The organism is Amycolatopsis sp. NPDC049252, assembly GCF_043197175.1.
In the GTDB taxonomy this organism is placed as follows: domain Bacteria; phylum Actinomycetota; class Actinomycetes; order Mycobacteriales; family Pseudonocardiaceae; genus Amycolatopsis.
The window spans coordinates 31,282-45,668 of sequence record NZ_JBICSQ010000046.1; the positions used below are offsets into that span (position 1 = coordinate 31,282).

The window sequence follows — 14,387 nt, forward strand, 5'->3', positions numbered from 1 at the left end:
CACTCTGGTAGCGTGATGAGACACTAGTCCCATCACGTTCCAGGGAGTGTTCCATGGATGTTTTCGTCACCGGTGGCACCGGGCTGGTCGGCTCCGCCGTCGTCGCGGAGCTGCTCGCCAACGGCCACACCGCGGTGGTCCTCGCCCGCTCCGACACGTCCGCGGCCGCGGCGGAGAAGGCCGGCGCCCGGACGCTGCGGGGAGATCTGGCCGACCTGGACACCGTCCGCGCCGGTGCGGCCCGGGCCGACGGGGTGATCCACCTGGCGTTCAGCAACGACTTCAGCAGCGCCGAAGCGGTCGCGCGGGCGGTCGCCGAGGAAAGCGCCGCCATCGCGGTGCTGGGCGAGGAGCTCGTCGGCAGCGACCGTCCCTTCGTCACGGTCTCGGGGACGCCGTGGGTGCCGGGCCGCACGTCCACCGAAGCCGACCCCTCGCCGACCGACGGGCCGGTCGGCGGCCGCGGCCGCGCGGTCATGGCCGCACTGGACCTGGCCTCGCGCGGGGTCCGGAGCGCGGCCGTGCGCCTGCCGCGCACCGTCCACAACGAGGGTGACGGCGGCTTCGCGGGCCTGCTGACCCGGATCGCGCGCCAGACCGGCGTGTCCGGCTACCCGGGTGACGGCGCCCAGCGCTGGCCGGCCGTGCACGCCCTCGACGCGGCCGTCCTGTTCCGGCTGGCCCTGGAGCAGGCCCCGGCCGGGACCGCCTGGCACGCCGTGGCCGACGAGGGTGACGCGGTGCGCGACATCGCGGCGGTCATCGGCCGTCGCCTGGGCGTGCCGGTCGAGCCGGTGGCCGAGGAGGCCTTCGGCCCGCTGGGCGCGATCTTCGCGATGGACCAGCCCTCGTCCAGCGCCCACACCCGGGAAGCGCTCGGCTGGGAGCCGAAGCACCCGAGCCTGCTCGAGGACCTGGAGAACATCCGGCCCTGACCCGGACCGAGGACCACGGCCACCGCGCTCACGGACGCGGTGGCCGTGCCGGTGCGGGGTGAAAGCGCTTCCTCGCGGCGGGACCGCCCGCGGCGGCGGCGCTACTCCCGTGACGCACGACGTGAAGCCTCCGGCGCGAGATCGGTGTGCCGAAGCAGCGTCAGCGCCTGCTTGGCGGCCAGCGTGAACAGTCCCATGGTGATGTCCGGCTGGCCGAACACGACGAGCAGGAGCGTCGCCTCGACGGGGAAGACGCAGACGTAACCGGAGCTGCCTTCGAACATCGCACTGCGTGCTTCGCCGATCCGGGCCTGTGCGGTGAACTGCGCGGCGAGCCCGGCGGCCGCCGCCGACATCGCGGCGACGCTGTCGGCTTCGACGGAATCGGTGTCGTTGGCCAGCACCAAGCCGTCGTGGGTGGCCATCAGCAGCCCGGCCACCTGGTCGACCTGCTCCCGGATCTTGCGCAGGACCAGGAGCGTCCGGGCCGAGTCCGGTGGCGGGCCCGGGGCCACCGGCTCCGGGGAGCTCGCGATCGCGGACGCGGGGGTGCGGACCGGCAGCGGCGCGCGGAGGTGCTGGCTGTGGGTGTCGGTACCGCTCATACGGAGAGACTGGTCTCGATGCGCTTGAGGCTGTGCCGCGCGAGCGCGAGGTTCGCGCGTTCGCGGTCCAGCACGAGGTAGAGGAACAGCGTCGAGTTGCCGCGGGCCGACAGCGGCCGGATCACGTGGTACTGGCGGTGGAGGGTGATGAGGATGTCCTCGATGGCGTCGTCGAGCCCGAGGGAGGCCATCACGCGCAGTTTCGCCCGGACGACCTCGGTGTTGCCGGCCGCCGCGACGTCCAGGTCGAGCCAGTCGCCGCCGCCCAGGGAACCGAGTGACATCCCGCTGTCGTAGTCCACGAGCGTCGCGCCGACGGCGCCGGGGATGTTCATCGCTTCTTTCAGCGCAAGATCGATCGTCATGGAAAAGCGCACTCCTGTCGGATGTTCACGGGCGAGTACGGCGAAACGACGAGCCCTGCGCCGTTGCCCCAGGCAGGTGACGTTATGTGTCCGCGGTCGTTCTGAGTACGCCCGTTCGGAGCAATTTGAGTGGTTCGCAGTGCGTAGTTTTCACATAAAATCTGCAAATTGCAGTCAGCAAATAGCTGAACGACTCCGGCTTCCAGCGATCCCGCGGCCGTTACGACTTCCCGGTTACTCGAAAGCTTCGTCAGGGGAACCGGGCGGCGGGCCGAACAGGACGACCAGGGCCGGGTCGTGGAACTCGACCACGCGGGAGATGCCGGTGGACGTCGGCGCCAGCACCACGATGCCGTGCGGGTGGTACCCGCCGCTGTCGTCGCGGTGGTACACGGCGGCGGCGGGCTGGCCGTTGGCCGTGGTGGAAGACATCCGCCAGTCGCCCGGCCGGCCCAGCACGTACGTGCCGAGCACGTGGATGCACCGCACGCGGCCCGCGTACCACTCGCGGAACGGTGTCGCCTCCAGTGTGGCGTCCGTGCGCAGGACCTGCTCCAGCAGCGCGGGGTCGGACCGCTCGAAGGCCGCGATGTAGCCCTCGAGCAGCGCCCGTGCCCGCGGGTCGGCCGGTTCGAGCAGCTGCTCCCGCTCCGGTTCCCGCTCGTCCAGCCGGGCCCGGGCACGCTGCAGGCCGCTCTTCACCGCCGCCGTCGTGGTGCCGAGGACCTCCGCGGTCTCGGCCGCGGAGAACGCCAGCACGTCACGCAGGATGACGATCGCGCGCTGGCGGGCGGGCAGGTGCTGGAGGCTCGCGACGAGCGCCAGCCGCAGCGACTCGCGCGCGACGGCCGTCGCGGCCGGATCGTCGGCGACCCACCGGTCCGGCAGCGGTTCCAGCCACGACACCTCGCCCGGCCCGACGTGGCTCGGGGGCCGATCAGGGCCGTCGTAATGTTCGCTCAGGCCCGAGGGCAGCACCCGGATCCGGCGCGGCTGCGCCGCGGTCAGGCAGACGTTGGTGGCGATCTTGTAGAGCCACGACCGGATCGACGCGCGTCCCTCGAAACCGGCGTAGGACCGCCATGCCCGGAGGTAGGTCTCCTGCACCAGGTCTTCGGCGTCCTGCGCCGAGCCGGCCATCCGGTAGCAGTGCGCCAGCAGCTCCCGGCGGAACCGCTCGGTCTCGGCGGTGAACCGGTCCTGGTCCGCCGTCATGGGCAACTCCCTCGTCCGCTCGGTCAGGGCCGTAGCGCCAGTTTGCCGACGGTCGCCCGGGCCGCCAGCTCGGCGAGCGCCTTCGGGCCGTCCGCCAATGCGTACCCGGCCGGGCTCGCGGGACCGAGGACACCGGCGGCGACGTGCGCGGACAGCTCGCCCATGAGCTCGCCGAAGACCCGCGGCGCGGCCTGGATCAGCACGCCGATGTTGAAGCCGACGACGTGGACCTGGTAGCGGTAGACCAGGTCCCAGTTGGTGATCGCGGCTTCGCCGCCGGCCAGCCCGTAGACGACGACCCGGCCGGTGACCGGCTTCGCCGCGGCCAGCCCGGCGGCGAAGGCGGCGCCACCCACGGCCTGCAGCACCAGATCGGCCCCGGCGCCCCCGGTCAGCCGCAGCACCTCGGCGGTGACGTCGCCGTCGACGGAGTCCAGGACGTGGTCGGCGCCCAGCGCCCGCACGGTCTCGTGCTTGCCCGGCGAAGCGGTCGCGATGACCGTCGCGCCGTAGTGCTTGGCCAGGGTGACCGCGGCCTGGCCGGTCGCGCCCGCGGCGGCCTGGACGAGCACGGTCTCCCCGGCGGCCAGCCGCCCGAGCGGCCGGAGCGCGGCGAGCGCGGTGGGCCGGTTGACGACCAGGCCGAGCGCCTGCTCGGCGTCCCAGCCGGCCGGCACCGGCATCGCCGCGGCCGCGGGCAGCACCGCGTACTCGGCGAAAGCCCCGTCTCCGACGCCGACGACCAGGGTCCCCAGCGGCGGCCCGGTCACCTGCGAACCCAGCGCCACGACCTCGCCGGCGGCCTCGAACCCCGCCAGGTAAGGCGGCCGCGGACCGCCTCGGAACGTGCCGTGAGCTTTGGAGACGTCGGCGTAGTTGACCCCGGCGGCGACGACCCGGATCAGGACCTCACCCGGACCCGGGCTCGGCACCGGCGCGTCGGTGACCAGACGCATGTCCTGCGGTCCCTCCAGCGAGGTCTGCTGCAGGGCGCGCATGGTGGCGGGAAGGGGCATGGTCATCGGCTTTCTTTCTCGACTGGCCTGTCGGGGCCGGTTCCTTCGGCGGACAGGTAGACCTCGGCCGGGGTGGAAAGGAATCGCCGGCCGCGGAAAGCCGGCCGCCGCGGCGCTCGGCGGGTGTGGATGGTGTTGAGGTTCAGCAGGATCCGGCTTGCGATGTGGGCGGTGGTCGCGGGCTGGGGAGAGTCGGCGCTGCCGCGGCGTTCGGCGGGTGTGGATGGTGTTGAGGTTCAGCAGGATCCGGCTTGCGATGTGGGCGGTGGTCGCGGGCTGGGGAGAGTCGGCGCTGCCGCGGCGTTCGGCGGGTGTGGATGGTGTTGAGGTTCAGCGGGACTCGGCTTGCGATTCGGCGATGGTCGCGGGTCGCGGAGAGCCAGCGTTGGCTCAGTGCGCGGCGCAGCTCGGTGTATTTGCGGATGGGGTCGGGGTTCGGCGTGACCCGGTGTGCGATCTCGGCGGAGGGTCGCTGGCCGCGGAACTCGCCGCTGTCGCGGAGCGCGGCGGATTTCGGTGCGTTTTTCGGCGCCGAAGTGGGCGTCGAGCGGGATGGTGCGGGTGGTGTCGGGGTTCGGTGCGACCTGGTGAGCGATCTCGGCCGGGTCAGCGCTGCCGCAGTGCGCGGCGCACCCGGTGCGTGTGCCTGGCCGCGGGTCGCCGGGTCGGCGAACCATCGGCCGGGCGCACGGTCTCGGACGCCGCCTCGTCCGGAGCAGCGTCCGGGCCGGGTCGAAGCGCCGGCCGCGGACCGCTGGGTTGATCATCGGCGCCGCGTCGAGCCGGCGTCCCGCCTCGCGCTGCGCCACCGCGGCGCGGCGGGGATCGCCCTGCGCCCGCAGGAGCTCGCCTGCCCCGCCTTCAGCTGGGCTGGAAGAAGGCCAGCAGCCGCCGTCCCGCGTTCGGGGACATCAGGAGTTCCTGCATCTCCGCGGACATGCGGGCGGCGGCGCCGGCGCGCTCGAACATCTCCCTTTCGTAGTCCTTGACGGCGGCGGGAAAGTCGTCCGGGTGCGCGGCCAGGGCCAGGCCGAGCAGGGCGCCGTCCAGCAACGCCATGTTGGCGCCCTCGCCCACCGGCGGCATCAGGTGCGCGGCGTCGCCGACGAGAGTGACGCCGGGCGTCGACGGCCAGGTCAGGCCGAGCGGGAGGGTGGTGATCGACCGCGGCTCGACCGTGTCGTCGCAGGCCGCGATCAGCGCGTGGAACCGGGCGTCCCAGCCGTCGAGCAGGTCGATCAGCCGCGCGCGGGCGGCGGCCGGGTCGTCGAACGGGATCCCGCTGCCGGCGAACCAGTCTTCGCCGGTGTTGTAGAAGTTGACGCCGATGCGGACGCGGCCGTCGCCGTTGCGCTGCGCCGCCAGGGACAGGCCGTCGCCGAACACCCAGTAGTTGCCGCGCCCGACCATCGCCGCGAGGTCCGGGTGGGTGCGGTCGACGTCGGGGATGCCGAGCTCGACGACGTTCTGGCCGACGTGCGCCGGGCGGGCGTCGGTGAGCAGCGCGCGGACCCGGGACTGCGCGCCGTCGGCCCCGACCAGCAGGTCGTACGGCGCCCTGCCGCCATCGGCGAAGTGCACCCAGCCGTCGCCGGCCGAGGCGAACGCGTGCCCCCAGCGCACCGTCTGCTCGGGGAGGGAATCCAGCAGCAGGGCGCGCAGATCCGCCCGGTCGACCTCGGGGCGCAGGGACGGGGCGTCGTCCGGGGTGTCCTCCTGCAGGAGCAGGGTGCCGTCCGGCTCGAGCAGGCGCATGTCCTGGCCTTCGGGCCGGGCGATCGTGTGGAACCGGTCGATCAACCCGGCCTCGCGCAGCGCCCGCTGACCCGAATGGATGTCGAGCATGCCGCCCTGGCCGCGCGCGTCGCGTGACGGCTCGCGTTCGTAGACGACGGCCTCGATGCCGTGGACGTGCAGCACCCGGGCGAGGGCCAGGCCGCCGAGGCCCGCTCCGACGATGGCGATGGTCACGGTCGCTCTCCTTCGATACACCGTACTGACCAATACAGTGTATCGAGCGAGGCGATGTATTGTCACCGGCATGTTGGTGTGGGAGAGGCCGGAGCCCCCTGAACGGCCCACCCCGGCCCCGCTGAGCCGGGACGGGATCGTGCGCGCGGCGATCCGGCTGGCCGACGCGGACGGTCTCGACGCAGTGTCGCTGCGCAAGGTCGCCACCGCGCTGGACGTCGGCCCGATGCGGCTCTACGGCTACATCGACAGCAAGGAAGAGCTGCTCGACCTGATGGTCGACGCCGTCTACGCCGAGATCCGGCCGTCCGGCGACGGCTGGCGGGAGGTGCTGCGGTCGCACGCCGAAGCCACCCGCCACGCCGTCCACGAGCACGAGTGGCTCGCCGACCTCCTGGGCGGCCGTCCCCAGCTCGGACCGAACGCGCTGGCCAACGGGGAGACCGTGCTGGCCGCGCTGGGCGGGGTCGACGTGGACGCCGTCATGCCGGTGGCGGGCGCGGTCAACGCGTACGTGACCGGCGCGGTGCGCCGGGAGATCGCCGAGCGCCGGGCCGAGCGGGCCACCGGGATGGACCAGGAGCGCTGGCAGGCCTCACGCGGGCCCTACCTGGTGCGGACCCTCGCGACCGGCCGGTTCCCGGCGCTGGAACGGGTGGTGCGCGACGCCGCTCACCACGACGCCGACGAGACGTTCCGGATCGGCCTCGACTGCCTGCTCGACGGCATCGAGGCCCGCATCGCGAAGGAGTGACTCACGGCGCCTGGTCGACGGCCACCAGCCGCAGTTCGGCCGTGTACGCCCGGCCCTCGTCGTCGGTGAGCCAGGTCTGGTCCGGGGTGGGCAGCATCTCGGTGATGGTCAGCCGGGCCTGCGGATCCTGGCGGGCCAGCCGCCGGACGGCCTTGGCCAGGATGTTGACGTACACCGGGCTGTCGAAGTCGACGTAGAACGGGCGCGGTTCGGTGGGGGACACCACGAACACGAACCGCGGCAGCTCCAGCTCCTCGCGCCAGTGTCGCGCTCGGACGAACCGGCGGGCCTCGTCCTTGTCGGTGGCGAAGGCCAGGTCGGTGGCCGGGCGGCGCCAGGTCTCGCGGGCCACGACCATCCGGTCGATCGTGACCCGCGGGGCGTGGTCACCCTCGGGCAGCAGCCGGAACAGGTCCATCGCCAGCGTGGTGAGCACGTGCGCGAAGACCTCGACGAGCTCGAACCGGGCCCCGTCGGGCAGCACGACCTCCAGGTCGCCGTCCCGGTCCTCGACCGCGACGTCCGCGCCCAGCACGGTCCGCGGCCGGCCGGGGTCGACGGTGTGGTCCACCAGGCCGACGTAGTAGTCCTGCTCGCGCACCAGCGACTGGCGGATCCGCGCGGACAGCCGCGCCTTGTGTTCCTTGGCCAGCAAGGGGAACAGCCGCGGCTGCGGGAAGTCCCGGCCGGTCTCGGCGAGCAGCTCCGCGGGCGCGGGGTGCTGGTTGACGAACACCGAGAAGCTGATCGTGTTGGCGGCCAGGTGCAGCTCGCCGAGCACGACGTCGAAGTCGTCGCGCGCCACGGCCGCGGTGTCCCCGGCGAACAGCAGGTCCGGGCTCAGGTAGCGGGCCGTGCCCCAGCCGGTGCGCGGGGCGGCGAAGGCGGCCTCGACCGCGGCGGAGATGTCCGCGCCGCGCCGCCGGATCCGGCTCGCGTCCGCCGGCACGTCGAGGATCTCGCGCCACCGGCGCTGGAACTCGTGCTGGATCGCCTCGGCGTCGGTGACGGCGTCGCCGTGCAGGATCGGCATGCAGGCGAACCAGAGCGCGGCCAGGTCCACCGGCCCCGCCGCGCGCAGCCGCTCGAACACCGGGCGCACGCGCTCCATGACCCGCTGCCCGAGCGCCGAGGTCATCCAGGTCGCGCTGGTCAGCAGCAGGTCCAGCGGGGCGACCGTGCCGAGCACGTCGGGGCCGAGCCGGGCGCGGGTGGCGCGCACGCAGTCCTGGAAGACGAGCGCGCGGCACGGCGCGGTCCGCGCGCCCTTGGCCCGGGTGCCGGCGGTGTCGGTCAGCTCGGTGAAATCCCGCTCCAGCGCGGACATCGCTTCCGACAGCCCGTCGGCGTCGGCCGTGTCGCCCTCGCCGACGGCCCGGATCCGCTCGCGGCCGCGTTCGAGCAGGTCGAGCCCGGCCAGGCCGCGCTCGCGTGCCGCGGGGTCCTCGATCCGGTTCAGCCAGGTGCGGAGGTAACGCTCGGGGTGGGCGTCGGCGGGCACCTCCAGCTTCCACACGATCCACCGCCGCCGGGCCAGCTCGGTCAGTTCGGCCATCGTGCCGTCGCCGAGTTCGCGGGCGAGGTCGCGGGCCGGGCGCACGCCGTCGCAGGCCTCGAGCACCCGCCGCGCGTCCGGGGACAGCGGCTGGGGCGGGCGGCCGGGCACGACCACGGTGTCACCCGCGATCCGCACGAACGGCACCCGCCGCGGCGCCGTCCACTCCCGCAGCGCCCCGTCCGCGTCGAGGGTCTTGGCCAGGGTGTCCACGGCCCAGCTGGAGAAGTACAGGTGGGCGGCGGAGATCAGGCCGGTGCCCGGGTCGACCTCGACGCCGCGCGCGGCCGGGTCCCACGAACCCCAGCCGACCGGGCCGAAGAAGCCGATGCTGTCGTTCTTGACGCAGAACCGTTCCCAGTAGTGCGCGACCAGACCCTCGCGGTCGCGGTGGCGGCTGGTGCGGCCCGCTTCGGGCGTCCAGGCGATGAACGGGTCGATCCCGGAGTCCAGGACCGGCCGGTTCTGCCAGGCCACGGCGGCCCGGAACGCGGGCTGGGCGGCGATGCGCTGCAGCTCCGCCGAGGTTTCCCTTGCGGTGTCGGCGAATTCGGCGGCGAAGGCGTCCCAGTCCGGTCCGGAAAGGACGGTACCCGCGGGGAACTTGTCTGCGTCCCCGGCCAGTCCCTCGGGTGCCAGCCGCAGTACCCCGGCGGCCGGGAAACCCGGGCCGCGCAGGGCGAACTGCGACCAGAGCCGCCAGCGCTCGCCCAGCCGTACGTCGTCGTTCATGCCAGGGTCGTTCATGCCAGGCCCCCGACGACCGCGGCCAGCTCGGCGGGAGTGGGGTAGGCGAACACGAGCGCGACCGGGACGTCCACGTCGAGCGCGTCCTGGATCCCCGCGGCGATCTGGAAGGCGGCGAGCGAATCACCGCCCGCCTCGAAGAAGTCGCTTTCGGTGTCCAGGGTCGCGTCGTCGAGGGCCTCGCGGTAACCGGCCGCGATCAGTTCCGGGACGTCGAGGTGGGTCGTGGTCATGGGGTTGCCTTCCTGGTGTGGTTGTTGCCGCCGGAGACGACGACGGCGGCGCGGCCGGTGAAGCCGTGGTGCAGGGCGCCGGCCAGGGCGACGCTGCCGCTGGGTTCGGCCTCGATGCCCGCGTCGTGCAGCAGGCGCATCGCGTGGGTGATCTCCTCGTCGGTGACGCCGACGAGGTCGTCGACGCGCCGGCGGATGATGGGGAACGGCACCTCGCCGGGGTGCTGCGCGCGCAGGCCGTCGGCGATGGTGTCCGGCGGTGGGATGCGCACCGGCTGGTCCGCGGCCAGCGAGCGGGCGTACCGCCGCCCGGCCATCGGCTCGACCCCGACGACCCGCACTGGCCGGGAGTGCCGCTCGGCGGCCAGGCACGCCCCGGCCAGCAGGCCGCCACCCCCGGTGGGCACGAACACGACGTCGGTGTCCGGGTCGTCGTCGAGCACCTCGAGGGTGACGGTGGCCTGCCCGGCGACGACGAGTTCGTGGTCGGAGGAGGGCACGACCTGGCCGCCGGTGTTCAAGGCGTATTCGCGGGCCTGACGGTCGCGCTCGGCGACCCCGCCGGCGGCGTGCCGCACCCGGGCGCCGAGCCCGCGGATGACGGTTTCCTTGGCCGCGCTGGCCCCTTCGGCCATGACGACGGTGACGTTGACGCCGAGGGCGCGGCCGAGCAGGGCCACCGCGATGCCGTGGTTGCCCGAGGACCCGGTGACGATCTCACTGGCGCCGAGGCCGAGCAGGGCGTTGGCGGCTCCGCGGGCTTTGAAGGAGCCACCTTTCTGGAGGTGCTCGGCCTTGAGCGCGATGCCGGGCAGGCCGTCGACCCGCAGGAGGGGAGTGGGCCGCACGTACCCGGCGATCCGCGCGGCGACGGCCCGCAGATCGGTGACTGCGGCGGAACGGAGGGCGCGGCTCATGGTCGGCCACCTTGGATCGGCCTGCTCCGGCGGGTCGCGGTTGGCTTCTTTGTCTCAGCCGCGCCTCGGCGGATGAGGGGTGCGCGGCGCAGAGCCGGTTTCCCTGGTGCGGCGAGGTTTGGTCGCCCTCCGTGGGGCGGCCGGGTTTGGTCAGCCACGGTGGGGTGGAGGGCGCCACGCGTCGCCGGGTTCGTTGGTTCGGCCGGGCCCGGCGGGGTCGAGGGTGCGCGGTTCGCGGTCGCCTCGCCCAAGCGCTGTTGGTCGCGCTGGGGATGGCGGGCTTCGGGGCTCATGGCCGCCCTCCCTGGCTCAGCCTTGCCCGATCGGTCTTGCCCGTGCGCGTGGTCGGCAAGCGGTCCACCCGGCGAAAACGGCGGGGCAGCAGGTGGTGCGGCAGCGTCTCCGCCAGGTGCCGGCGCAACGCCGCGTCCGTGACGCCGTCCGTCGCACCCGCCACGTGTGCCACCAGGTGGGCCCGGCCGCGGTCGTCGGTGGCCGCGGTGACCACCGCGCCGTGGACCGCCGCGTGGGTCAGCAGGCGGCCCTCGATCTCCGCCGGGTCCACTCGGTAGCCGCGGATCTTCAGCTGGCGGTCCAGCCGGCCGCGGTACTCCAGGGTGCCGTCCGGGCGGCGGCGGGCCAGGTCGCCGGTGCGGTACGCGCGGGCGCCCGGCGGGCCCGCCGGGTCGGGGCGGAAGCGGTCGGCCGTCAGGCCCGGGCGGCCGCGGTAGCCGCGCGCCACGCCCGTGCCACCCAGGTGGACCTCGCCCTCGGTGCCGTCGGGCACCGGACGCAGGTCGGCGTCGAGCAGCCGGACCGACACGCCCGTGCGCGGTGTGCCGACGATGTCCGTTGCGCGTTCGGGGTTGACGGGTACGTCCAGGCGGGTCGAGGTCATCGTGGCTTCCGTGGGGCCGTAGTGGTTGAGCAGCCGGCCCTCCAGCAGGCTGCGGCCGCCCGCGGCGAGGAACGGGCGCAGCGACTCGCCGCTGGACAGCGTCAGCCGCAGCGACCGCAAGGCGCGCGCGGCCGCGTCGCTGCGGCTCAGGAACGTCAGCAGGGACGGCGTGATGCTGAGGACGGTGTTGACGCCGTACGAGGCGACCGTCGCGGCGAACCCGTCCGCGCGCAGCAGCGTCGCACGCGGCGCCAGGACCAGCTGCCCGCCCGCCAGCAGCGTGGCGAACGTGTCCCGGATCGACGCGTCGTAGCCCAAGGGGGCCAGTTGCAAGGTCACCGTGTCGGCGTCGAGACCGCCGTCGCGCACCACGAAACGCAGATAGGCGTCCAGGTTGCCGCGCTCGATCAGCACCGGGTTGGGGACGCCGGTCGAGCCCGACGTGTGGCTGACGTACGCCAGCGCGCGAGGACCGGGATCGGCGGGCAGGGGAGCATCGCCGGAGAGCCGGTCCAGCCGGATTGCCGGGCCAGGCACGGACACCCGGGGTTCCGCGGTGCTGATCAGGAAGGCGGCACCCGCGCTGTCGAGCATCTGGGCCAGCCGCGGCGCGGGCTGGTCCAGGTCGAGCGTGAGGAACGCGCCGCCCGCCCGCAAGGCCGCGGCCATCGCCACCACGGCGTCCACTGTGGACTCGACGGCGATCGCGCACACCCGCTCCGGCCCGAAGCCGACGTCGGCCAGCGCGGCGGCCAGCCGCTCGACGCGGGTGGCGAGTTCGCCGTAGGAGAGCACGGTTTCCGGCGTGCGCAGCGCGGGCGCGTCCGGGGCGTGGCCAAGGATCTCGTCGAGGAACCAAGCGGTCATCGGGCACCGTCCACGACGATGAGGCGCAGCTCGGCGGTGTAGGTCGCGCCGGTGTCGTCGGTGAGCCAGGTGCGGTCCGGCATGGGCAGCATCTCGGTGATCGTCAGCCGGGCCTCGGGGTCCTGGCGGGCCAGCCGCCGCACCGCCTTGGCCAGGATGTTGACGTACACCGGGCTGTCGAAGTCCACGTAGAACGGACGTGGTTCGGTGGGGGAGACCACGAACACGAACCGCGGCAGCTCCAGCTCCTCACGCCACTGCCGGGCCCGGACGAACCGGCGGGCCTCGTCGGTGTCGGTGGCGAAGTCCAGGGTCGCGGCGGCGCGGCGCCACGTCTCCCGCGCGACGATCAGCCGGTCGATCGTGATCCGCGGTGTGTGGTCACCGTCCGGGACGAGGGCGAACCGGTCGATCACGCGGTTGGTCAGGGCGCTGCAGAACCCGTCGAGCGCGTCGAACTCGGCGCCGTCGGGCAGCACGGCGACCAGCCGGCCGTCGCGGTCCTCGATCACGGCGTCGGCGCCGAAGACGGTCCGCGGGCGGTGCGGGTCACCGGTATAGTCGACGAGGGCGACGTGGTAGTCCTCGGGCCGGACCAGCGCGTGCTGGCCGCGCGCGGAGATCCGCGGCGGCGCGGCCTTGGGCAGCATCGGGATCAGCCGCGGCCCGGGGTAGTCGCGGGCGTTCTGCGCGTGCAGCTCGGCCGGCTCGGGGTGCTGGCGCACGAACAGCGAGTGGCCCACGGTGTTCATGGCGACGTGCAGCTCGCCGAGCACCAGCTCGAACTCACCGCGCTCGACGGCGTCCGCGTCGTCGGCCACGACGAGCAGGTCGGGGCTGGCGTAGCGGGACAACGACCAGCCGTGCTCCGGCCGGGGGAACGCCGTCCGTACGCCGTCGGCGAGCTCGGCGCTGGTGCGGTGGACGCGGCGGGCGTCGCCGGGCAGCTCGAGCACCTCGGCCCAGCGGCGGCGCAGCTCGGCCTGGATCGTGGTGATGTCGGCGACGGATTCGCCGTACGGCGCGGGCAGGCACTCCAGCCACAGCGACCCCAGGTCGACGCGGTCCTGCCGGGCCCGCAACCGGTCATAGGCGCTCCGCAGGTGGGCTTCCGCCGTCTCGGCGAACCGGCCGGTCATCCAGCGCGCCGCGGTCAGGCACAGGCCCAGCGGAGCCAGTTCGTCCAGCACCGCGGTGCCCACGCTGGCGGTCGCCGAGCGTCGGCTGTCGGCGTAGACGAGGGCCCGGCCCGGTGCCGTGCGGGCGCTCTTGGCGCGCTGGGCCGCGACCTGCGTCAGCGACGCGAACTCGGTCTCCAGCGCGGTCATGGCCGCGGACAGCTCGTCGGCGTCCAGGCCGGCCGCGGCCACCCGGTCGCGGCCCTGTTCCAGGGTGTCGAGCATCGCCAGCGCCCGGGTCCGGGCGGGCTCGTCGCCGATGCGAGCCAGCGCCGTGCGCAGGTAACGCTCCGGGTGGGCGTCGAGCGGCACTTCCAGGCGCCAGACGAGCCAGCGCCGCGCCACCAGCGTCTCCAGGTCGGCGCGGACCTCCTCGGCCGGGGCGGACACCGCCGCGGCGAGCGCGGCCAGGTCCCGGGTGCCGTCGCAGAGGCGCAGCAGGTCCCGTTCCCGCGCGGTGGCCTCCTGCGGCGGACGGCCGGGCACCTGCACCAGCTCACCGGCTACGCGCACGAACGGCACCCGGCGCGGCGGGACCCACGGGCGCACCGCGGGATCGGCGTCGACGGTCCGAGCCAGCGCGTCGATCGCCCAGCTGGCGAAGAACACCTCGGTGGCGCAGACCAGGCCCTGCCCCGGGTCGACGGCCAGCCCGCGCCGTCCGGTGTCCCAGCGCCCCCAGCCCACCGGGCCGAAGAACCCGATGGTGTCGTTCTTGACGCAGAACCGCTGCCAGTAGTGCGCGACCAGCTCCTCGCGTTCCCGCCGTTTGCTGGTGCGGCCTTCGGTGCCCGGGTCCCAGCCCAGGAACAGGCCGACGCCGCGGCCCAGGACCGCCGGGTTCTGCCAGGCGACGGCCGTGCGGAACGCCGGGCGGCTCGCGAACCCCTGCAGGGCCCGGGTCGACTCGGCGACGGCGGTCCCGAACTGGCCGGTGAACTCGGTCCACGCGGCACCGGTGAGGGCCGTTCCCGCCCGGAACTTGTCGGCCGCCTCGGCCAGCCCGGCCGGGGCCAGCGCGAGCACCCCGGCGGCGGGGAAACCCGGGCCGCGCAGGGCGAACTGGGGCCACAACCGCCATTCGCCGCCGGGCAGCAGCAGGTCGTCCGCCATCAGGAACCTCCTTGGTTG

Annotated in this window: 12 protein-coding genes; 2 read left to right on the plus strand and 10 right to left on the minus strand. The window is 73.9% G+C overall.

Translation table 11 applies throughout. The features are described 5' to 3' along the window. Positions 1–53: 53 nt before the first annotated feature. Positions 54–935, plus strand: a complete 882-nt coding sequence (locus ACGFMK_RS33110; RefSeq protein WP_392771650.1) for an SDR family oxidoreductase — start codon at positions 54–56, stop codon at positions 933–935. A gap of 101 nt (positions 936–1,036) precedes the next feature. Here ACGFMK_RS33110 and ACGFMK_RS33115 read toward each other — a convergent pair whose 3' ends face one another. From ACGFMK_RS33115 to ACGFMK_RS33135, 5 genes are all read right to left on the minus strand, one after another. Beyond that, positions 1,037–1,540 (minus strand): roadblock/LC7 domain-containing protein, encoded by a 504-nt coding sequence (locus ACGFMK_RS33115; protein ID WP_392771653.1) that lies wholly within the window; start codon positions 1,538–1,540, stop codon positions 1,037–1,039. Then, complete coding sequence (locus ACGFMK_RS33120) at positions 1,537–1,905, minus strand: hypothetical protein (RefSeq protein ID WP_392771656.1); 369 nt, start codon at positions 1,903–1,905, stop codon at positions 1,537–1,539. Before ACGFMK_RS33120 ends, ACGFMK_RS33115 begins: the two co-directional genes overlap by 4 nt. A 234-nt stretch (positions 1,906–2,139) precedes the next feature. Next, on the minus strand, positions 2,140–3,147 hold the full coding sequence (locus ACGFMK_RS33125) for an RNA polymerase subunit sigma-70 (protein WP_392771702.1): 1,008 nt from the start codon (positions 3,145–3,147) through the stop codon (positions 2,140–2,142). Then, complete coding sequence (locus ACGFMK_RS33130) at positions 3,144–4,142, minus strand: zinc-binding dehydrogenase (protein WP_392771658.1); 999 nt, start codon at positions 4,140–4,142, stop codon at positions 3,144–3,146. Before ACGFMK_RS33130 ends, ACGFMK_RS33125 begins: the two co-directional genes overlap by 4 nt. Before the next feature lie 855 nt (positions 4,143–4,997). Beyond that, positions 4,998–6,107, minus strand: coding sequence for an FAD-dependent oxidoreductase (locus ACGFMK_RS33135; RefSeq protein WP_392771661.1), 1,110 nt, complete (start codon positions 6,105–6,107; stop codon positions 4,998–5,000). A 70-nt stretch (positions 6,108–6,177) separates the two neighbouring features. Here ACGFMK_RS33135 and ACGFMK_RS33140 point away from each other — a divergent pair, with 70 nt between their 5' ends. Further along, entirely contained in the window at positions 6,178–6,861 is a 684-nt protein-coding gene (locus ACGFMK_RS33140; protein ID WP_392771663.1) for a TetR/AcrR family transcriptional regulator, read from the plus strand. A gap of 1 nt (position 6,862) precedes the next feature. On the opposite strand, the gene ACGFMK_RS33145 is transcribed toward ACGFMK_RS33140, so the two are convergent. From ACGFMK_RS33145 to ACGFMK_RS33165, 5 genes are all read right to left on the minus strand, one after another. Beyond that, positions 6,863–9,148: a lantibiotic dehydratase gene (locus ACGFMK_RS33145; protein WP_392771666.1), complete on the minus strand. Its 2,286-nt coding sequence runs from the start codon at positions 9,146–9,148 to the stop codon at positions 6,863–6,865. A gap of 11 nt (positions 9,149–9,159) precedes the next feature. Beyond that, positions 9,160–9,396: an acyl carrier protein gene (locus ACGFMK_RS33150; RefSeq protein ID WP_323326601.1), complete on the minus strand. Its 237-nt coding sequence runs from the start codon at positions 9,394–9,396 to the stop codon at positions 9,160–9,162. After that, on the minus strand, positions 9,393–10,313 hold the full coding sequence (locus ACGFMK_RS33155) for a threonine/serine dehydratase (RefSeq protein ID WP_392771669.1): 921 nt from the start codon (positions 10,311–10,313) through the stop codon (positions 9,393–9,395). The genes ACGFMK_RS33150 and ACGFMK_RS33155 overlap by 4 nt, the downstream gene beginning before the upstream one ends. A 289-nt stretch (positions 10,314–10,602) precedes the next feature. Further along, entirely contained in the window at positions 10,603–12,078 is a 1,476-nt protein-coding gene (locus tag ACGFMK_RS33160; protein ID WP_392771671.1) for an amino acid adenylation domain-containing protein, read from the minus strand. Next, complete coding sequence (locus ACGFMK_RS33165) at positions 12,075–14,369, minus strand: lantibiotic dehydratase (RefSeq protein WP_392771674.1); 2,295 nt, start codon at positions 14,367–14,369, stop codon at positions 12,075–12,077. The genes ACGFMK_RS33160 and ACGFMK_RS33165 overlap by 4 nt, the downstream gene beginning before the upstream one ends. Positions 14,370–14,387: the final 18 nt, after the last annotated feature.